Below are 18413 nucleotides of genomic sequence, written 5' to 3' on the forward strand. Positions count from 1 at the left end.
GCTACTCAGCGATCAGTGCAAGGTTTCTTCGGCTTTCTGGATGGCCGCGAATTCCTCTTCAGGTGTACCAGCGACCAAGTGATGCCGACTGTAGAACGCAAAGTAGGCAATTAATACGCCATAGATCACGGCCGCACCAATCACCACGCGCGGATCGACCAGGAAACCGGCGACCACCGCCACGCACGCCAGCACCAGTGCGACGCCGGAGGTGAAAATGCCGCCCGGTGTGCGGTACGGACGCTCCATTTTGGGGCGACGAATGCGCAGAGTGATGTGCGCGGCCATCATCAACACGTAGGAAATGGTCGCCCCGAACACGGCCACCAGAATCAGCAGATCGCCTTGTCCGGTGAGTGACAGGCCAAACCCGATGATGCCGGGGATGATCAGGGCCAGTACCGGTGCTTTGCTTTTGTTGGTTTCGGACAGTTTGCGTGGCAGATAGCCTGCACGGGACAGGGCGAAGATCTGACGCGAATAGGCGTAAATGATTGAGAAGAAACTGGCGATCAAACCGGCCAGCCCGACCAGATTGACGAAACCGCCCATCCAGGTGGAACCGCCATAGGACTTGCTCAAGGCTTCCACCAACGGGTTGCCCGAGGCCATCAAATGATGCGCCCCGGCACCGCCCGGCCCGATGACCAGGATCATCAGCGCGAACGTCACCAGCACCAGCATGGCGCCGATCAGGCCGCGCGGCAGGTCGCGTTTGGGGTTCTTGGTTTCTTCGGCGGCCAGCGGCACGCCTTCGACGGCGAGGAAAAACCAGATCGCATACGGGATGGCGGCCCACACGCCCACATAACCGAACGGCAGGAACGGGCTGGCGCCTTTGGCATCGGTCACCGGGATGTCCAGCAGGTTGGCAACGCTGAAGTGCGGCACCATCGACACCAGAAACACGCCCAGGGCAATGGCGGCCACGGCGGTAATGATGAACATCAGCTTGAGCGCTTCACCGACCCCAAAAATGTGGATGCCGATGAAGATGATGTAAAACGCCAGATAGATCATCCAGCCGCCAATCCCGAACAGCGACTCGCAATAAGCGCCGATAAACACGGCAATGGCGGCCGGGGCAATGGCGTACTCGATGAGGATTGCCGTGCCGGTCAGGAACCCGCCCCACGGGCCGAATGCACTGCGGGCAAAGCCGTAGCCGCCGCCCGCTGTGGGGATCATTGACGACAACTCGGCCAGCGAGAAACACATGCACAAGTACATGGTGGCCATCAGCAAGGTGGCGAGGAACATTCCGCCCCAGCCGCCTTGGGCCAGACCGAAGTTCCAGCCGGCATAGTCGCCGGAGATCACATACGCCACGCCCAGTCCTACCAGCAGGACCCAGCCGGCGGCGCCTTTTTTCAGTTCGCGTTGTTGAAAGTAATCGGAGCCGACTTTTTCGAAGTCGACCGAAGAGGGGGCCGCTGCGGCGGCGATGGGTTCGCTAGGCATGTGCATTCACCTGTTCTTTATTGTTTGGAAAATTTGACAGGGTGTGAAGCAAGAGAAGGGCCAACCTGCAAGTCTGCAGGAGCGAGGCTCGCTCGCTCCTGCAGATCAGGCCGTTAGAAGAAGCCCAACGGGTTGATGTCGTAACTCACCAGCAGGTTTTTGGTCTGCTGATAATGGTCGAGCATCATCTTGTGGGTTTCACGGCCAACGCCGGACTTCTTGTAGCCACCGAACGCGGCGTGTGCCGGGTAGAGGTGATAGCAGTTGGTCCAGACGCGGCCTGCCTTGATCGCCCGGCCCATGCGGTAGGCGCGGTTGATGTCGCGGGTCCACAGCCCGGCGCCCAGGCCGAACTCGGTGTCATTGGCGATGGCCAATGCTTCGGCTTCGTCCTTGAAGGTGGTGATGCTGACCACCGGGCCAAAGATTTCTTCCTGGAATACACGCATTTTGTTGGTGCCCTTGAGCAGGGTTGGCTGGATGTAATAGCCAGTGGCCAGATCCCCTTCGAGTTTGGCCACAGCGCCACCGGTCAGCAATTGCGCGCCTTCGTTTTTGGCGATTTCAAGGTAGGACAGGATCTTGTCAAATTGCTGCTCGGAGGCTTGTGCGCCGACCATGGTGTCGGTGTCCAACGGGTCACCACGCTTGATCGCCTCGACTTTCTTCATCACGACTTTCATGAATTCGTCGTAGATCGACTCTTGCACCAGTGCGCGCGACGGGCAGGTGCAGACTTCGCCCTGGTTGAAGAACGCCAGCACCAGGCCTTCAGCGGCCTTCTCAATGAAGGAGGGTTCGGCCTGCATGATGTCTTCGAAGAAGATGTTCGGCGATTTGCCGCCCAATTCAACGGTAGAAGGAATGATGTTTTCAGCGGCACATTTCATGATGTGCGCGCCCACGGGGGTCGAACCGGTGAACGCGATTTTGGCAATGCGCTTGCTGGTGGCCAGCGCTTCGCCTGCTTCCTTGCCGAAGCCTTGAACCACGTTCAGCACGCCCGGCGGCAGCAGGTCGCCAATCAGCTCCATCAGCACGCTGATGCTCAGCGGTGTTTGTTCGGCAGGCTTGAGCACGATGCAGTTACCGGCTGCCAGCGCCGGGGCGAGTTTCCAGGCGGCCATCAGCAGCGGGAAGTTCCACGGGATGATCTGCCCGACCACGCCCAGCGGTTCGTGGATGTGGTAGGCCACGGTGTTGCCGTCAATCTCGGCGGCGCTGCCTTCCTGGGCGCGGATGCACCCGGCGTAGTACCGGAAGTGGTCGGCTGCCAGCGGCACGTCGGCGTTCAGGGTTTCGCGCACGGCCTTGCCGTTGTCCCAGGTTTCGGTGACGGCCAGCAGTTCAAGGTTTTGTTCGATACGGTCGGCGATTTTCAGCAACACCAGCGAGCGCGCTTGCACCGACGTCGCGCCCCACGCATCCGCGGCGGCGTGGGCGGCGTCGAGGGCTTTTTCGATGTCTTCTGCGGTCGAGCGCGGGAACTGGGCAATGGGTTTGCCGTTTACCGGTGAGGTATTAGTGAAATATTGACCTTTGACGGGAGCCACGAATTCGCCGCCGATGTAGTTACCGTATTGGCTCTTGAACGAGACGATCGAGCCTTCAGTACCGGGTTGTGCATAACGCATGGTGAATGTCTCCTGGCTTTTTTGTGCTTATGGGAGGACGCGCTCGGGCGCTGCCCTAAGCCGGAGCAAAGGCCGGGCCAGATTCCGTTGAGTGCTCTAAAACGGGGCTTTCGGGCGCTCCCGTCATGGCACGGGACGTCTGTCTGTGACACGGCTGGTACAGTCGGGGTGACACTGTGTGCCAAAAACGGTACAGCGCATGACCAGTCAGTCAGATGGCGATTGCAATGCTTTGGGCGCAAGAGGATGCTGGGGGCTCGGTTTGGACTGGTACTCGGGCGCAGCACGTGGGGCATTTGCCCTGTACACGCCGAGACCGCCGAGACAGAGCGGAGAATAATAAAAATGCACAGTGCAGATATCAGTCGGCACGCCCGACAAGTCATCGATGTCACGCAGGGCCGTCCTCAGGGATGCGACCCGTCCATCGTTCGCTCCTGGCAACGCTGCCTGGAGGATTACCATCTCGACCCCGCACACACTGTCGCCCCGACGGTGCTGGAACACGGCCGCATCCTGGAAGGGCGCGAGCGTTTGCAGCAGGTGTTGCACATTGCCACTCACGAAATGAACAGCCTGCATCAACAATTATCGGGCGCCGGTCATGCCGTCCTGCTGACCGATGCCCGGGGCGTGATCCTGAACTGCGTGACCGCGCCCACAGAGCGCACGGTGTTCGAACGCGCAGGGTTATGGCTGGGGGCTGACTGGAGTGAAGCCCGTGAAGGCACCAACGGTATCGGCACGTGCCTGGTGGAGCGACAGGCGCTGACCATTCATCAGGACGAGCACTTTCGCGGCCGTCACACCGGCCTGACCTGTTCGGCCAGCCCGGTGTTTGACCCGCAGGGCGAGTTGCTGGCCGTGCTGGACGTGTCCTCGGCCCGCCACGACGTGTCGCGCCAAAGCCAGTTCCACACCATGGCGCTGGTCAATTTGTCGGCGAAAATCATCGAAAGCAGTTACTTCTTGCGTCATTTTGAAGACCAATGGCTGCTGCGTTTTCACCTCCAGGCGCAGTCAGTAGGGCTGTTCAGCGAAGGCATGCTGGCGTTCGATGGCGAGGGCGTGATTGTTGCGGTCAACCAGAGCGCCTTGAACCTGTTGGGCCATGTGCGCGGCGGGTTGGTGGGGCAACTCATTGATCAGGTATTTGATTGCCCGCGCGACGAACTCTTCGCCCGCGCCAGCCCGCAGGCCAGCGCCAGTTGGCCGCTCTGCACCCGCGATGGTCGCTATTTATTCGCCGCATTGCGGGGCCTGGCGCGCGCTCAACCCGCGCCAGTCAGCGTTCAACCTGACCCCGCACCTGCGCGCCTGAGCGGGATCTGCCTGGGCGATGACGCGTTGCACACCGATTTTCGCCGGGCGCTGCGGGTCTTCGAGCGCGACGTACCGTTGTTGGTCAATGGTGAAACCGGCTCGGGCAAAGAAGCCTTCGCCAAAGCGGTGCATCTGGCCAGCTTGCGCACCGACCAACCCTTTGTGGCGCTCAACTGCGCGGCGATTCCTGAAAGCCTGATTGAAAGTGAATTGTTCGGCTATCGCGGCGGCAGTTTTACCGGTGCCCGCAAGGAAGGCATGCAGGGCAAGTTGCAACAGGCCGATGGCGGAACGTTGTTTCTCGATGAGATCGGCGACATGCCGCTGGCCATGCAGACTCGTTTGCTGCGTGTGCTTGAAGACCGTCTGGTGGTGCCGATCGGTGGCGAGCCGCAAGCCGTCAACGTGCGCATCATCAGCGCCACCCATCGCAATTTGCTGGAACGCGTGGAGCAGGGCAGCTTTCGCGAAGACCTGTACTACCGGCTCAATGGGCTGGAAATCGCCTTGCCCGCCTTGCGTGATCGCAGTGACAAGTCTCAGCTGCTCGATTTTCTGCTGGCGCAGGAGGCGGGGCCGGAGCGGTTGGAGATCGACCCTCAGGCCCGTCAGGCGCTGCTTGATTTCAGTTGGCCGGGCAACGTCCGCCAATTGCGTAACGTGTTGCGTACCTTGGCGGCGTTATGTGAAGACGGGCGTATCAGGTTGCAGGACCTGCCCGCCAATCTGCGCAAGGCGCTGCCCAAAGAACCTGAGGCGTCTGAACACCCGCTCGATGAAGCCGAGAAAATGGCCTTGCTGATGGCGCTGGAGTTGCATCGCTGGCACATGACGCATACCGCCCTGCAACTGGGGGTCAGCCGCAATACGCTGTACAGAAAGCTGCGCAAGCATGGGATTGAGCGCTGAAGGCCAAAGTGCTCGTTTTGCATGAGCGAGCACTTTTAGGGTGTATTGAATGGGTTGTTGTTTTACCTCATTCGAAGTTCTCGATTGATAACAACTGGCAAGTGTTTGGCAGAGGGTAGTTTGATAAATGTGATGTCGGGGTGGATATTGTCCTTTAATACAATGTTATTATTTTTTTCAATGACTTTAATAAGGTTTTTGTAAGTTGGATTCTTGAAGGGGGTGGCAAAAGTGAAGTCTTGGTGAATGCCATGAATTTTGTCTTTTGGGTTTTTTAAATACACGGCAACGACGCTTCCGGTTTTTCTTTTGGCCCGTGAGAGTGCAAGTTTATTAGCATAGAATCTAGCGACCTCTGGTTTGCGAGTGACATAGAAGCCACGGCCAAATACTTCTCTGCCGCTGCGTGTTGGTACATAGTTGTTCTTTAAACCCTGGCTGATCAGTTGGTTTATTTGCTCGTCGCTAGCTCCGTGGTAACCAATAAGCACGCTGCCGTCATTTAAAACTTGCTCTACCGGTGCGCTGGTTTTTTTGCTAGTGCCTTTGAATGCTTTGAAAAAAGAACGGAAAAAATGACTGATGGCATTGGTTGCTTCGGGGTCAATAAGGTTTATTGGTCTCCTGTGCAGTAGGTGTAGCTGTTAATGCCGCCTCTCTCAAATGGGCTTAAAAGATCGGGTGAATTAAATCTCATCAATACAGGGTTGTATGCCCTGCGCCCCCTTCCCAGTAAATAGTGGCCGGTTACAACGTCTTGACGTTCCCCGGTGTAGCCCAGTAGAGAAACTGAATTGATGTTGTCAGGGCTAAAGCCATACGCCGTGTAGGCGTGCTGCTCGTGGTCAAGTTCGGCTCTTGCTACGAGAGGGGAGTTTTGGGCGTCACAAGCGAGTAGTACAGTGTCTTTGATTCCGTTGTGCGCACGGTGCTGTGCTATCACTCTGTTTTCGCCCATCACTCTCATTAGCGTAGAACTTGTAGAGCCTTGAACTTCCGTCGCAAGCCTATTATCGGCATACAGGTATGTCGTAGTGCTGGGTTCGGATGGAAACGATTGGGTGAGTAATCGATTCAATGGGTCATAGCGATACTGACACGCAACAGCTTTATGTGAATTCTTCATGCGGCCCACCTCCTTGTTTTTCCCTTCTGATTGTCCAAGGTTGACTAGGTTAACGGTACTAGCAGAAGTGATAGCTCTATCACGCCGAGAGGGGGCGGAGGGATTGAAAAACTGTCGAAGCGCTTTTTCTGCAGGGCCCGTTCAGCTAGTGAGTGCGAAAAACAGTGCTCTACGCTACCCTTCGCCGATGATTTTCGAGGTCGACTATGCACATTCATATTCTTGGTATTTGCGGCACATTCATGGGTTCGCTGGCGGTTTTGGCCAAAGAACTGGGCCATCACGTGACAGGCTCCGACGCGAACGTCTATCCGCCGATGAGCACCCAGCTGCAAGCTCAAGGCATTGAGTTGACCCAAGGCTACGACTCCGCCCAGCTGGACCCCGCGCCTGATGTGGTAGTGATCGGTAATGCGCTGTCGCGTGGTAATCCGGCGGTCGAATACGTGCTCAACAAGGGCCTGCCGTATGTGTCCGGGCCGCAATGGCTGGCCGATCACGTGCTGCAAGGCCGCTGGGTGCTGGCGGTGGCCGGGACTCACGGCAAAACCACGACCAGCAGCATGCTGGCCTGGGTGCTGGAACATGCTGGCATGGCGCCGGGCTTCCTGATCGGCGGCGTGCCGCAAAACTTTGCCGTGTCGGCGCGGTTGGGCGACACGCCGTTTTTCGTGGTCGAGGCCGATGAGTACGACAGCGCCTTCTTCGACAAACGCTCCAAGTTTGTGCATTACCGTCCGCGGACCGCGATCCTCAACAATCTTGAGTTCGATCACGCGGACATCTTCCCCGACCTGCCTGCGATCGAGCGGCAATTTCACCATTTAGTGCGCACGATCCCCAGCGAAGGCCTGGTGATTCACCCCACCACTGAACCTGCCTTGCAGCGGGTGATTGACATGGGCTGCTGGACCCCGGTGCAAACCACGGGCGAAGGGGGTCAATGGCAAGCCCGCCTGTTGAGCGACGACGGTTCGCGCTTTGAGGTGCTGTTCGAGGGCGTGGTTCAGGGCACTGTCGAGTGGGACATGACCGGCCAGCATAACGTCGCCAATGCCTTGGCCACGCTGGCGGCTGCCCGCCATGTCGGGGTGGTGCCGAGCATGGCGATTGATGGCCTGAGCGCCTTCAAAAGCGTGAAGCGCCGAATGGAAAAAGTGGCCGAGGTGAAGGGCGTCACGATTTATGACGACTTCGCTCACCACCCGACCGCCATTGCCACCACGCTGGACGGGTTGCGCAAGCGTATCGGCGATGCCCCGTTGGTGGCGATCATTGAACCGCGTTCCAACTCCATGAAACTGGGTGCCCACCGGGATGGCCTGCCGCAGAGCGTGGTCCAGGCCGATCACGTGGTCTGGTATGCACCGGCCAATCTGGGCTGGGACCTGGCGGCAACGGTTGCATCGAGCCCTGTGTCGACCCGGGTCTGCGACTCGCTGGACGCCATCATCGCCGACGTCAAAACCCGCGTTAAGCCTGGCACCCACGTGGTGATCATGAGTAACGGCGGCTTTGGCGGGTTACACGGCAAGCTGGCGGACGCGCTGCAATGAGTGGCCCGGAACGCATCACCCTGGCCGTAACCGGTGCATCGGGCATGCCTTACGCGTTGCGCTTGCTCGATTGCTTGGTGCGCGAAGACCGCGAGGTTCACTTCCTGATTTCCAAGGCCGCACAGTTGGTCATGGCGACTGAAACCGACGTTAACCTGCCGCCCAAGCCGCAGGCCATGCAGACGTTTCTGACCGAATACACCGGAGCGGCTGCCGGGCAGATCCGTGTGTACGGCAAGGAAGACTGGATGTCACCGGTGGCGTCGGGTTCCGGCGCGCCGGCCGCGATGGTGGTGGTGCCGTGTTCCACGGGCACGCTGTCGGCCATTGCCACGGGCGCGTGCAACAACCTGGTCGAACGGGCGGCGGACGTGACGCTCAAAGAGCGTCGCCAGTTGATTCTGGTGCCGCGCGAAGCGCCGTACTCCAGTATTCATCTGGAAAACATGCTCAAGCTGTCGAACATGGGCGCCATCATCTTGCCCGCGTCGCCGGGTTTCTATCATCAGCCGCAGACCATCGATGATCTGGTCGATTTTATGGTCGCGCGCATTCTTAACCTGCTCAATATCCCGCAGGACATGCTCCCGCGCTGGGGCGAGCATCATGTGGGCGGCGATGAGTAAGGCGCTGCTGGGCGTGTTGATGCTCCTGCACATTGCCGGTTGCGCCAGCGTTCGCACGCTGGACGCCGCCAAGCCGGGGGCGCCGGTGGTGTATTCGGGTGCGCGGCTCGATTGGTATGCGTTGCAAGGCGGGTGCTGTGCGCAAGACCGCTTTGGCGCCCAGCCCCCGCGTTATCCGGGGCTGGACCTGCCTGCCAGCGCCTTGCTGGATACGCTTTTGTTGCCGTTGTCGGTGTTGACCGTGCTGGGGGTCGGCGTCCAGGCCAACGGGGGGCTGTAACGGGTTACTTGCCCAGTTTCCTCAGTTCGTCGGACTCAATCACCCGCACGCCTTGCTGATCTTCAAGCGCCAGTCGCCACAGTGCCCGGGCCAGTTCGCAGGCTTCAATGCCGTGGTATTTGCCGGGGATCAATTTTGAAAAAAGACCTGCAATTTTCTCTGCCGGGCGTTCTTCCAGGCGTTCGCCGATGAGCAGAGATGGGCGGGCGATGGTTAACTGAGGCCAGTCCTGCGCTCGCAAGGATTGTTCCATCTCACCTTTGACCCGGTTGTAGAAAATGGATGACTCTGGGTCTGCGCCAATGGCGCTGATGACGATCAAATGCCTGGCGCCCATCTCACGCGCGCGTTTGGCAAAGGCCACGACCATGTCGTGGTCCACGGCGCGAAAGGCTTCTTCGGAACCGGCCTGTTTGATGGTGGTGCCCAGGCAGCAGAACGCGACATCGACCGGGCCGCTGAGTTGCGGCAGAAACACGGCAGGGTCGCCCACCGGGTTTTCCAGGTGCGGATGGTCGGCCAGAGGTTTGCGCGAGGGGGCGAGTACGCGTTCTACCGTCGGTTCGTTAAGCAAACGGTCGAGCAACAGCTCACCGGTCAGGCCGGTGGCACCCGCAAGCAGGATGTGCTGAGGCGTCAGGTACATGCGAATTCTCCCTTGATACATTCAGCTTAGTCACTCGCGGCGTCCATGCTGTTCCATCGGATTAATGCAACGCTTGCCGGGCTTGTTGCTCGCGCAGGCGCTGCCAGTGGTTCAAGACGCCTTTCGGTGCCCAGAGTTGAGGTGCTGAAGCATCGAAGTTATCGGCCTGTTCGCGCTCGGCAACGTATTGTTTCGCCAGGGTGAACGCCTGCTGCAGGTCGTCGGTCTGGTTCAGGGCCTGCGCGAACAGGGCATTGCCGAAGTAAGTGAAGTCGGCTTCTTCCGAACAGCCAAACGACACTTTGTCCGCTTCGGAGGCGGTCATGATCAAGGTTCTTTCATCCTTGAGCGCCGGGATGAACCCGCCCGAGTAGCAGGCAGAAATCACAATGATCTTGTCGCGATGCTTCAAAGGGGCAAGCGCGGCGGCCAATTCGTCGGCGGGCAGGTCAGCCAGTTCAAGGCGCGGCTGGTCGAGCACCAGTTCATGGTCGTGGGTGCCGTGGCTGGTCAGGTAGATGAACACCAGGTCTTCCGGGCCCGTGCGCTCGGCCAGGGTCTTGGCGGCGCGGTGCAGGTTTTCGCGGGTGGCCATGGGGCGATCCATCAAGTGGTCGCGATGGTTGACCAGGCTGATGTTGCCGCGGCTGCCGAAACGGCTGGTGAGCATGTCGCTGACGTAATCAGCTTCACGCAGAAAGACGCTTTGCTTGCCGTCGCCCCCCAGCACCAGGCTGTACAGCTCGACGGCCGGGGTGGAATGTGGAACCGCTTTGAGGGCCCGGTCGAGCAGCGCGCCCTGATTGAGCAGGCCCAGCTCAAGCGGGTCAGGGAGCAGTTCGCCTTTTTCGTCGCGCACGCGCAGCCCATTGATCCAGTAGCCTTTCTCTACCGTGCCGTCGCTCAGGGTCAGGGTGCCATAGCCCTGATACGTGTCGTTGGCAAAGTCACCGACATAGCGGCTGCCATCGGCCATGTCGAGCTGGCCGGGACCATTGAAGCGCCACTCATTGAATTGACCGCGATAGCGGCTGCCGTCAACGCCGATGAACTCGCCCTGGCCCGTCAGGGCGCCGTCCTTGAACTCGCCGATCCACACGTCGCCGTCAGCGTTTTCGAAGCGGCCCTTGCCGTTGAGCTGGTTGTCTTTGAACTCGCCTTCGTATTGATCCCCTTCGGCGCTGTTGAAAATGCCAGTGCCTTCGAGCTGACCATTGACGAACGTGCCCGTGAATTCGTTGCCACTGGCATCGCTGCGCTTGCCTTCGCCATGGGGTTTGCCCTGGGCGAACTGGCCCTGATACTCGCTGCCGTCTTCCAGTTCGAGGTGGCCGAAGCCGGAAAACTGGTCATCCTTGAAAGCGCCGCGATAGCTCATGCCGCCTTGTTTGAGGGTGCCTTCACCTTCGCGGCGACCTTGCTTGAAGCCGCCGACGTACTCGCTGTCGTGGGTGGTCAGGCTGCCTTGCCCGTTCCACAGGCCACCCTCGAATTTGCCACGGTAGACGTCGCCATTGCTGGCATGCCATTCCCCCTGGCCCTGATACACGCCATTGCTGAATTCGCCCGCGTACCAAGTGCCGTTCGGGTAGTCGATACGGCCCTGGCCCTGCAATAGCCCGTTGACCACTTCACCGCGATAGCGCCCGCCATCGGGCAGGCGAGCGTCCGGGGGCAACAGCGAGTCGCCGTCGCCGCAGGCCGTCAGCAGCAAAGTCAGAGCAAGGGGTACAAATGGGCGCATGGCAGGATCCGGAAAGTTAGGCCGCCGAGTATGCCGCAGCAATGGAAGCCGCTCTATAGGGCGACATGAAACATCCTGAGATATTCACGCGCCGCTCTTGCCTTTAGCCAAGCCAGTGCGTGTTGAGCGTGCTTATAATGCGGCGCAAAAAAGATCGCTGGAGACGAGAGATGTTGTTACGCGGCCTGACCTGGCTGGTGCTGTTTCAATTGCTCGGCACTGCCCTCAATCATTTGTTCATCCCTGTGTTGCCCGGCCCGATCATCGGGTTGTTGCTGCTGTTGGCCTTCCTGATCGTGCGCGGCCAGGTTGGCGAGCCCTTGAGCCAGGCGGCCAGCGGTCTGTTGCGCTACCTGCCGTTGTTGCTGGTGCCGCCCGCCGTGGGGGTGATGGTCTACGCCAGTGACATCGCCGCCGATTTTTGGGCGATTGTCGGCGCGCTGGTGCTGTCGCTGCTGTTGTCGATGGCGTTCGTGGGCGTGCTGATGCAGCGCTTGCTCAAGCGTCATCAGTCTGCGGAGGAACGGCCATGACCCTGGAATGGCAAGGCGCCTGGCAAGCCGTGATCCACCATCCGCTGTTCGGCATTGGCATCACCCTGGGCGCTTACCAACTGGTGCTGGCGGCGTTCGAAAAAACCCGCTGGATTTTCCTGCAACCGGTTTTGGCCTCGATGCTGCTGGTGATCGGCGTGCTGCTCAGTTGCGGCCTGAGCTACGACGAGTACCGCAAAAGCACCGACATCCTGAGCATCCTGTTGGGCCCCGCCACGGTGGCGCTGGCCGTGCCGCTGTACCTGAATTTGCGAAGAATCCGCCAACTGTTCTGGCCCATCTTTACTACGCTGGTGATTGGGGGCGTGTTTGCGACCGGCTTGGTGGTGTTGCTGGGTTGGTGGTTCGGCACTGAGCACATGGTGCTGATGACCCTGGCGCCCAAGTCGGTGACCTCGCCGATTGCCATGCTGGTGGCTGAACAAATCGGCGGTGTCGCCGCGTTGGCGGCCGTGTTTGTGCTGATTACCGGGGTCATTGGTGCGATTGTCGGGCCGGGCCTGCTGAGCCTGTTGCAGGTTCACAGTGCCGAAGCGCGGGGCATGGCGCTGGGCATGACGGCTCACGCAGTCGGGACCTCAGTGGCCTTGCAGGAAGGCGAAGAGTGCGGCGCTTTTGCGGCGTTGGCGATGAGTTTAATGGGTGTGGGCACGGCGGTCTTTTTACCGCTGGCCGTCAGCCTTGTGGTGTAAGGACGTAGACATGACATTGCCGTTGTTTCCTCTCAAGACTGTGCTCTTTCCCGGTTGTGTACTGGATCTGCAAATTTTTGAGGCGCGATACCTCGACATGATTGCCCGCTGCATGAAGCAGGGCACCGGTTTTGGGGTGGTGTGCATTCTGGAGGGCAGTGAAGTGGGCGACGCCCCCGACGACATTGCGCCGATCGGGTGTGAAGCGCTGATCCGCGACTTTCAGCAACAGGAAAATGGCCTGTTGGGCATACGGGTCGAAGGCGGGCGACGCTTTGGGGTGCTGAGTGCAGAACGCCAGCGTGACCAGTTGCTGGTAGCGGAGGTTGAGTGGCTGGACGAAATCCCCGAGCAACCGCTTGAAGAGGAAGATCAGGATTTGCTGGCGCTGCTCAAGGCGCTGGCCGAGCACCCGATGGTGGCGGCCCTGAACATGAACACCGAAGTCGAGGGGCAGCAGTCGCTGGCCAATCAACTGGCCTATTTGCTGCCTTTTGCCGAGGAGGACAAGTTACAACTGCTGCAAGTCGATGACCCGCAGCAGCGTCTGGATGGCATTCAGGTGCTGCTGGACGAAATGCAGGGCGATTCTCAGGGCGAAACCCTCAATTGATCCTCGCCCCACGCGGCGGTGTTAGTACGCGTAGCGCAGCAGCTCTTTGGACATGTGCGCCAGCATGAAAAAGCCATACAGCGCCGTGCTGGCGGGCAAAATCAGCCACCAGACTTTCTGCGGGACGGGGCTCAGCGGCATGAAGCGTTGGCACAGCGCCAGTCCAAACGCATTGACCGTGATCGCCAGTAGCGCGCCCGCCATGATGTCAGTTGGCCAGTGAGCGCCGAGGTACACCCGCGACATGGCGACCGTGATCGCCAGCAGGCAGCCCAGTAGCACCCACGTGATGCGCATGCGCTGAGGTTGCTCGCGCCCGGCCAGAATTGCCAGCGCGACAAAGAACGCAAACGCGCCGGAGCTATGGCCGCTGGGCATGCTGTAACTGGTCAGCGGATCCACCAACACGTCAGGGCGCACCCTGGCGAAGAACAGCTTGGTGAAAGTGTTGGCCAGCGCAGTGAACAGCGTCACCCCGCCGAAAAAAATCATCGCGCGCCATTGCCGGGTCAGCAGCAGGATGATGCACACCAGCGCCGCCGCCAGAAACTGGGTGCGGAAGTTGCCGATCTGCGTCACCAGCACGGCGGCCATGTCCATGGCGCTGCTGCGATGCTCTTGCACCAGTGCAGAAATGCCCTGATCCAGAGCCGTCATGTATGGGTAGCCGATGAACACCGCCAGCAGCAGCACCAGGCTCAGGGCGCCGATCAGCAAGGTTGCTTTGGATTGGCGCCGAATGCTGGCGTTGATGCTCAGCCCCAGCAACCCCGCCAGCCCGACCGCGACAATCGCCGCTTGGGGCCAGAAGCCTTCAGGTAATGGCAAGCGGATCGCGGCGCCGGTCGCCCAACCAGGCAGCAGGTACGCCACCGACCAGCCGATGCCGGCCAGCAGGCTGACCCCGATAAAGCGCGGGACGGGCATGTCGCACATCCCTGCGACCATGGGCAGCATGGGCCGTAGCGGGCCGATGAAACGCCCCACAAGCAGGCTGACGATGCCGTACTTGTGGAAGTAACTTTCGGCGCCGTTCATCCACTCGGGGTGGGTGCGCAATAAAGGCAAGCGCCGAATGTTTTGATGAAAGCGTCTGCCCAGCGCATAAGACACGACATCCCCGAGCAGTCCGCCGAGAAACCCCAGCAGCAAGGTTTCGCCCAATGACAAGGCACCGCTGCCCGCCATGACGGCGATTGCAAACAGCAGCACGGTGCCCGGCACAATAATCCCGGCAATGGCCAGGCATTCAACGCACGCCACAATAAACACCGCAAGGCCCAGCCACTGCGGGTTGGCTGTCAGCCAGCCAGTTACGCTATCGAGCCATGGGCCCATGTTTCAATTTCCTTTTGATCGTCGGTTAAATCGTTCGGGCAGTGGCAATCACGGGTGATCCAGGATCACGTAGTCCTTGCCTTCAACCTGGCCGCGTCGCAGCGGGTTACGCGTGCAATACGCAGCGTAGTCAGCGTCGACAAAGCGGTACATCAGGTGTTCATCGCGCCCGTGGGGGATGCCCAGGCGTGTGGTTTGAATCACCTGCGAGGGTTGTTGTGCGACGTCATCGACCCGTAAACGTTCGGGGTCGAAACATTTTGCATCCCATTCAGGCACTTTCAGCCCCAGCGCCTTGCACAGCAATGTTTGCCCGGCGCAGAGCTTGCGCTCGGGTCGCGGGCGGCCCTGCGTGTCGGGATTGTTGCGCTGCATGAGCGCCAGGCTGTGCGGGCCGGACAGCTCGTCGACCCACGGGTAGGCCGATTTGATCAGGACGGCATTGCCCGGGCCGTGGGCGCTGAAGTTCAACGAGTCGCCGCCGCGAGCGTAGTACATATAAATGTGCCCGCCATCGAGAAACAGCGCCTTGCGCTTTTCGGTGTAACCCAGTGAGGCGTGACTGCCTTTGTCGACGCAGTAATAGGCTTCGGTTTCGATAATCCGCGCACTGAGCCACAGGTCGTTAACCCGGTGACGAATGACTTTGCCCAATAGTTCGCGGGCAACGCGTTGGGCATCACGGTCGAAAAAGGCATCCGGCAGCATCGTAGGCATCTTCAGGGCTATCACATCAGTGGCGCAAAGGGCGCAGATCATAGCAAGACCTGCTTAATCCGCGCTGAACGCTGTGTATTTGCAGTCCATTTCGACCATCCGCCTGCCACCGCTGTGCGTGAGGCGGCTTGACCGCTATAATCGGCCGCTTTCCTCTCTGCCAAGACCATTGAGACCATGACTGAGTCCGTTCTTGACTACATGACCCGTTTGGGTCGCGCTGCCCGTGAAGCTTCCCGTGTGATTGGCCGTGCCAGCACCGGGCAAAAAAACCGTGCCTTGCTGGCGGCTGCTGCTGCATTGGACGCTGCGCGACCGGAACTCACCGCCGCCAATGAGCAGGATCTGGCGGCGGGCCGGGCCAATGGTCTTGAACCCGCCATGCTGGAGCGTCTGGCCCTGACCCCGGCGCGCATTGACGGCATGATCGTCGGTCTGCGTCAGGTGGCCAGCCTGCCGGACCCGGTCGGCGCCATTCGTGACATGAGCTACCGCCCTTCGGGAATCCAGGTGGGCAAGATGCGCGTGCCGCTGGGCGTGGTTGGCATCATCTATGAGTCGCGTCCCAACGTGACCATCGACGCCGCGAGCCTGTGCCTGAAGTCCGGCAATGCCACCATTTTGCGCGGAGGCTCCGAAGCCATTCACTCCAATCGGGCGATTGCCGCCTGTATCCAGCGAGGTCTGGCCGAGGCCGGGCTGCCGCCGGCGGTGGTGCAAGTGGTTGAAGTGACCGACCGCGCGGCTGTCGGCGCGTTGATTACCATGCCCGAATACGTGGACGTGATCGTCCCCCGTGGCGGCAAAGGCTTGATCGAACGTGTCAGCCGTGATGCGCGGGTGCCGGTGATCAAGCACCTGGACGGCATTTGCCATGTGTACGTCAGTGCTCATGCCGACCTGCCCAAGGCCCGGCGCATTGCGTTCAACGCCAAGACCTATCGCTACGGTATTTGCGGGGCGATGGAAACGTTGCTGGTGGATCAGGCCGTCGCGGCAGATTTTTTGCCTGCCATGGCCGAGGAGTTCCGCGCCAAGGGTGTCGAGCTGCGCGGGTGTGAGCGTACTCAAGCGCTGATCGACGTGGTACCGGCCACTGAAGACGACTGGCACACCGAATACCTGGACGCGATTCTGTCGATCCGTATTGTCGACGGGCTGGACGCGGCCATTGAGCACATCAATCACTACGGCTCCCATCACACCGACTCGATTGTCACCGAACATCAGGGCGACGCCCGGCGTTTCATGGCCGAAGTGGACTCCAGTTCGGTCATGCTCAACACCCCGACCTGCTTCGCCGATGGATTTGAATACGGATTGGGTGCGGAGATTGGCATTTCTACTGATAAGCTGCACGCCCGCGGCCCGGTGGGTCTCGAAGGTCTGACCTGCGAGAAGTACATTGTGGTCGGTGACGGACAGCTGCGCGGTCAGGAGCCGGTCTGACTTGATCGACCTTGAAGCGGCAGTGGAGGCACCGATGAACGACGCGTTACCCCGGCGCATAGGTGTGTTGGGTGGAACCTTCGATCCGGTGCACATCGGGCATTTGCGCGGCGGGCTGGAAGTGGCAGAGATGATGGGGCTCGACGAGCTGCGTCTGACGCCCAATGCCAGGCCGCCTCACCGTGACACGCCGCACGTGTCTGCGCACGACCGTCTGGCGATGGTCGAGTGCGCCGTCGAAGGTGTGGCTACGCTGGTGGTGGACGCCCGGGAACTGCAACGGGACAAACCGTCCTACACCATCGACACCCTGGAACTGATGCGGGCCGAGCTTGCCGCGCAGGACCAGTTGTTTTTATTGCTGGGTTGGGACGCGTTTTGCGGCCTGCCTACATGGCACCGCTGGGAAGAGTTGCTCCAGCATTGCCATATCCTGGTGCTACAGCGCCCGGATGCCGACAGCGAACCGCCGGATGCCTTGCGCAACCTGCTGGCAGCGCGCTCGGTAAGCGACCCGCTGGCCCTGAAAGGGTCGAGCGGACAGATTGCATTCGTCTGGCAGACACCGCTCGCGGTTTCCGCCACCCAGATCCGTCAACTGCTGGCCAGCGGTAAGTCGGTACGTTTCCTGGTGCCCGACGCGGTCCTGGCCTACATCGATGCGCACGGACTGTACCGTGCGTCGAACTGAAAAGGCGTGTTTCAAGGCGCGATAACAACGTGTATTGAAACACCCGAACATATGAGCAAAACGAGTTTTATATGACCAACAAAGATGTAAGCAAAGTTAAGCGCAAAGGCACGTTCAAGAGCGCCCCTCTGCCGGAAAAAGCCCAACCGACCGAAATCCTGAAAGGCGAAGAGCTGGTCAAGGTGGCGGTGACTGCCCTGGAAGACGTCAAGGCCCAGGACATTCAAGTCATCGACGTGCGCGACAAGCACAGCATCACTGACTTCATGATCATCGCCACCGGTACTTCGAACCGTCAAATCGGCGCGATGCTGGACAAGGTCCGCGAAGCGGTCAAAGCGCTGGGCGTCAAGCCGTTGGGCGAAGAAGGCAAGGGCGACAGCGACTGGGTTCTGCTGGACATGGACGACGTGATCGTTCACATGATGACCGCCAGTGCGCGTCAGTTCTACGACCTGGAGCGTCTGTGGGCCGGTGCTGAGCAAAGCCGTGCAGGCAGCGCTGCTCACCACAGCCCGGAAAACACCCACGAGCATTTCCTCAAGCTCAACAAAGACCAAGAGTAAGGGTTAGCTGTGCGCCTGCGTTTGATCGCTGTCGGTTCGCGTATGCCTAAATGGGTGGAAGAAGGCTGGCATGAATATGCCAAGCGTCTGCCATCCGAGCTGGCCCTTGAACTGGTGGAAATACCGCTCAACACCCGCGGCAAAAATGCCGACGTGGCCCGCTTCATCCGTCAGGAAGGCGAGGCCATGCTGGCCAAAGTCGGTCCGGGTGAGCGTATTGTCACGCTGGAAGTGCATGGCAAACCTTGGAGTACCGAGCAGCTGGCGGTCGAGCTGGACCGCTGGCGCCTGGACTCGCGCACGGTGAACTTCATGGTGGGCGGCCCTGAAGGGCTGGCGCCGGAAGTCTGTGCACGGGCTGATCAGCGCTGGTCGCTGTCGCCGTTGACGTTGCCGCACCCGTTGGTAAGGATTCTGATTGGTGAGCAGTTGTATCGCGCCTGGACGGTTTTGTCCGGGCACCCTTATCACAAATAGTCAGCGTCCCG

General features: G+C 60.0%; 19 protein-coding genes. 11 read left to right on the forward strand and 8 right to left on the reverse strand.

Features of this window, described 5'->3' with window-relative positions; translation table 11 throughout:
• Window positions 1-12 precede the first annotated feature (12 nt).
• Window positions 13-1461: an ethanolamine permease gene (eat, locus tag V6F78_RS15350; protein WP_314398015.1), complete on the reverse strand. Its 1449-nt coding sequence runs from the start codon at window positions 1459-1461 to the stop codon at window positions 13-15.
• A gap of 113 nt (window positions 1462-1574) precedes the next feature.
• On the reverse strand, window positions 1575-3095 hold the full coding sequence (gene exaC, locus V6F78_RS15355) for an acetaldehyde dehydrogenase ExaC (protein ID WP_047295728.1): 1521 nt from the start codon (window positions 3093-3095) through the stop codon (window positions 1575-1577).
• Between the two features lie 345 nt (window positions 3096-3440).
• Between exaC and V6F78_RS15360 the strand changes: the two genes are divergently transcribed.
• Window positions 3441-5327 carry a sigma-54-dependent Fis family transcriptional regulator gene (locus V6F78_RS15360; protein WP_047273485.1) on the forward strand — a complete coding sequence of 629 codons (1887 nt, stop codon included), beginning with the start codon at window positions 3441-3443 and terminating at the stop codon, window positions 5325-5327.
• A 62-nt stretch (window positions 5328-5389) separates the two neighbouring features.
• Here V6F78_RS15360 and V6F78_RS15365 read toward each other — a convergent pair whose 3' ends face one another.
• Entirely contained in the window at window positions 5390-5959 is a 570-nt protein-coding gene (locus V6F78_RS15365; RefSeq protein WP_332727934.1) for a hypothetical protein, read from the reverse strand.
• Window positions 5941-6453 carry an RHS repeat-associated core domain-containing protein gene (locus tag V6F78_RS22460; protein ID WP_442965109.1) on the reverse strand — a complete coding sequence of 171 codons (513 nt, stop codon included), beginning with the start codon at window positions 6451-6453 and terminating at the stop codon, window positions 5941-5943. Before V6F78_RS22460 ends, V6F78_RS15365 begins: the two co-directional genes overlap by 19 nt.
• A 206-nt stretch (window positions 6454-6659) precedes the next feature.
• Here V6F78_RS22460 and mpl point away from each other — a divergent pair, with 206 nt between their 5' ends.
• Genes mpl through V6F78_RS15380 form a run of 3 tightly spaced genes read left to right on the forward strand, consistent with a single transcriptional unit; the run spans window position 6660 to window position 8915 of the window.
• On the forward strand, window positions 6660-8009 hold the full coding sequence (gene mpl, locus V6F78_RS15370; RefSeq protein ID WP_169839727.1) for a UDP-N-acetylmuramate:L-alanyl-gamma-D-glutamyl-meso-diaminopimelate ligase: 1350 nt from the start codon (window positions 6660-6662) through the stop codon (window positions 8007-8009).
• Window positions 8006-8635 (forward strand): flavin prenyltransferase UbiX, encoded by a 630-nt coding sequence (gene ubiX / locus V6F78_RS15375; RefSeq protein WP_047273487.1) that lies wholly within the window; start codon window positions 8006-8008, stop codon window positions 8633-8635. Before mpl ends, ubiX begins: the two co-directional genes overlap by 4 nt.
• Window positions 8628-8915, forward strand: a complete 288-nt coding sequence (locus V6F78_RS15380; RefSeq protein WP_094990507.1) for a YceK/YidQ family lipoprotein — start codon at window positions 8628-8630, stop codon at window positions 8913-8915. Before ubiX ends, V6F78_RS15380 begins: the two co-directional genes overlap by 8 nt.
• Window positions 8916-8919: 4 nt before the next feature.
• Here the strand turns inward: V6F78_RS15380 and V6F78_RS15385 are convergent, their stop codons facing one another.
• Together V6F78_RS15385 and V6F78_RS15390 are read right to left on the reverse strand one after the other, a co-directional pair.
• Window positions 8920-9561 (reverse strand): oxidoreductase, encoded by a 642-nt coding sequence (locus V6F78_RS15385; RefSeq protein ID WP_047273489.1) that lies wholly within the window; start codon window positions 9559-9561, stop codon window positions 8920-8922.
• Window positions 9562-9622: 61 nt separating this feature from the next.
• Window positions 9623-11305, reverse strand: coding sequence for a C13 family peptidase (locus V6F78_RS15390; protein WP_047295720.1), 1683 nt, complete (start codon window positions 11303-11305; stop codon window positions 9623-9625).
• 170 nt (window positions 11306-11475) lie between these two features.
• Between V6F78_RS15390 and V6F78_RS15395 the strand changes: the two genes are divergently transcribed.
• From V6F78_RS15395 to V6F78_RS15405, 3 genes are read left to right on the forward strand one after another with little or no spacing between them, the layout of a single operon-like run.
• The gene (locus V6F78_RS15395; RefSeq protein WP_047273491.1) at window positions 11476-11838 is read left to right on the forward strand and encodes a CidA/LrgA family protein; all 363 of its coding nucleotides are present in this window, start codon (window positions 11476-11478) and stop codon (window positions 11836-11838) included.
• On the forward strand, window positions 11835-12551 hold the full coding sequence (locus V6F78_RS15400) for an LrgB family protein (protein WP_047273492.1): 717 nt from the start codon (window positions 11835-11837) through the stop codon (window positions 12549-12551). The genes V6F78_RS15395 and V6F78_RS15400 overlap by 4 nt, the downstream gene beginning before the upstream one ends.
• A gap of 10 nt (window positions 12552-12561) precedes the next feature.
• Window positions 12562-13164, forward strand: coding sequence for an LON peptidase substrate-binding domain-containing protein (locus V6F78_RS15405; protein ID WP_047279131.1), 603 nt, complete (start codon window positions 12562-12564; stop codon window positions 13162-13164).
• Between the two features lie 21 nt (window positions 13165-13185).
• Here V6F78_RS15405 and V6F78_RS15410 read toward each other — a convergent pair whose 3' ends face one another.
• Window positions 13186-14502 carry a bifunctional DedA family/phosphatase PAP2 family protein gene (locus V6F78_RS15410; RefSeq protein WP_047273494.1) on the reverse strand — a complete coding sequence of 439 codons (1317 nt, stop codon included), beginning with the start codon at window positions 14500-14502 and terminating at the stop codon, window positions 13186-13188.
• A 48-nt stretch (window positions 14503-14550) separates the two neighbouring features.
• On the reverse strand, window positions 14551-15219 hold the full coding sequence (locus V6F78_RS15415; RefSeq protein ID WP_080963834.1) for a DNA-3-methyladenine glycosylase: 669 nt from the start codon (window positions 15217-15219) through the stop codon (window positions 14551-14553).
• A gap of 177 nt (window positions 15220-15396) precedes the next feature.
• Between V6F78_RS15415 and V6F78_RS15420 the strand changes: the two genes are divergently transcribed.
• From V6F78_RS15420 to rlmH, 4 genes are all read left to right on the forward strand, one after another.
• On the forward strand, window positions 15397-16668 hold the full coding sequence (locus V6F78_RS15420) for a glutamate-5-semialdehyde dehydrogenase (RefSeq protein ID WP_047273496.1): 1272 nt from the start codon (window positions 15397-15399) through the stop codon (window positions 16666-16668).
• 34 nt (window positions 16669-16702) lie between these two features.
• The gene (nadD, locus tag V6F78_RS15425; protein WP_047274255.1) at window positions 16703-17359 is read left to right on the forward strand and encodes a nicotinate-nucleotide adenylyltransferase; all 657 of its coding nucleotides are present in this window, start codon (window positions 16703-16705) and stop codon (window positions 17357-17359) included.
• A 71-nt stretch (window positions 17360-17430) separates the two neighbouring features.
• Window positions 17431-17925 carry a ribosome silencing factor gene (rsfS, locus tag V6F78_RS15430; RefSeq protein WP_047279125.1) on the forward strand — a complete coding sequence of 165 codons (495 nt, stop codon included), beginning with the start codon at window positions 17431-17433 and terminating at the stop codon, window positions 17923-17925.
• Between the two features lie 9 nt (window positions 17926-17934).
• A complete protein-coding gene (gene rlmH, locus V6F78_RS15435; protein ID WP_003444191.1) occupies window positions 17935-18402 on the forward strand; it encodes a 23S rRNA (pseudouridine(1915)-N(3))-methyltransferase RlmH in 468 nt (155 codons plus the stop codon).
• Window positions 18403-18413: the final 11 nt, after the last annotated feature.

The organism is Pseudomonas sp. ESBL9, from assembly GCF_036668715.1.
Lineage (GTDB): Bacteria > Pseudomonadota > Gammaproteobacteria > Pseudomonadales > Pseudomonadaceae > Aquipseudomonas > Aquipseudomonas lundensis.

Excerpts from the sequence above, each read along its gene's own strand:
- eat (WP_314398015.1), bottom strand. The coding sequence starts at position 1,461 with ATGCCTAGCGAACCCATCGCCGCCGCAGCGGCCCCCTCTTCGGTCGAC.
- V6F78_RS15360 (WP_047273485.1), top strand. The coding sequence starts at position 3,441 with ATGCACAGTGCAGATATCAGTCGGCACGCCCGACAAGTCATCGATGTC.
- V6F78_RS15415 (WP_080963834.1), bottom strand. The coding sequence starts at position 15,219 with ATGCCTACGATGCTGCCGGATGCCTTTTTCGACCGTGATGCCCAACGC.
- V6F78_RS15410 (WP_047273494.1), bottom strand. The coding sequence starts at position 14,502 with ATGGGCCCATGGCTCGATAGCGTAACTGGCTGGCTGACAGCCAACCCG.
- V6F78_RS15385 (WP_047273489.1), bottom strand. The coding sequence starts at position 9,561 with ATGTACCTGACGCCTCAGCACATCCTGCTTGCGGGTGCCACCGGCCTG.
- nadD (WP_047274255.1), top strand. The coding sequence starts at position 16,703 with ATGAACGACGCGTTACCCCGGCGCATAGGTGTGTTGGGTGGAACCTTC.
- V6F78_RS22460 (WP_442965109.1), bottom strand. The coding sequence starts at position 6,453 with ATGAAGAATTCACATAAAGCTGTTGCGTGTCAGTATCGCTATGACCCA.
- V6F78_RS15390 (WP_047295720.1), bottom strand. The coding sequence starts at position 11,305 with ATGCGCCCATTTGTACCCCTTGCTCTGACTTTGCTGCTGACGGCCTGC.
- V6F78_RS15380 (WP_094990507.1), top strand. The coding sequence starts at position 8,628 with ATGAGTAAGGCGCTGCTGGGCGTGTTGATGCTCCTGCACATTGCCGGT.
- mpl (WP_169839727.1), top strand. The coding sequence starts at position 6,660 with ATGCACATTCATATTCTTGGTATTTGCGGCACATTCATGGGTTCGCTG.
- V6F78_RS15400 (WP_047273492.1), top strand. The coding sequence starts at position 11,835 with ATGACCCTGGAATGGCAAGGCGCCTGGCAAGCCGTGATCCACCATCCG.
- V6F78_RS15420 (WP_047273496.1), top strand. The coding sequence starts at position 15,397 with ATGACTGAGTCCGTTCTTGACTACATGACCCGTTTGGGTCGCGCTGCC.
- ubiX (WP_047273487.1), top strand. The coding sequence starts at position 8,006 with ATGAGTGGCCCGGAACGCATCACCCTGGCCGTAACCGGTGCATCGGGC.
- rsfS (WP_047279125.1), top strand. The coding sequence starts at position 17,431 with ATGACCAACAAAGATGTAAGCAAAGTTAAGCGCAAAGGCACGTTCAAG.
- exaC (WP_047295728.1), bottom strand. The coding sequence starts at position 3,095 with ATGCGTTATGCACAACCCGGTACTGAAGGCTCGATCGTCTCGTTCAAG.
- V6F78_RS15395 (WP_047273491.1), top strand. The coding sequence starts at position 11,476 with ATGTTGTTACGCGGCCTGACCTGGCTGGTGCTGTTTCAATTGCTCGGC.
- V6F78_RS15405 (WP_047279131.1), top strand. The coding sequence starts at position 12,562 with ATGACATTGCCGTTGTTTCCTCTCAAGACTGTGCTCTTTCCCGGTTGT.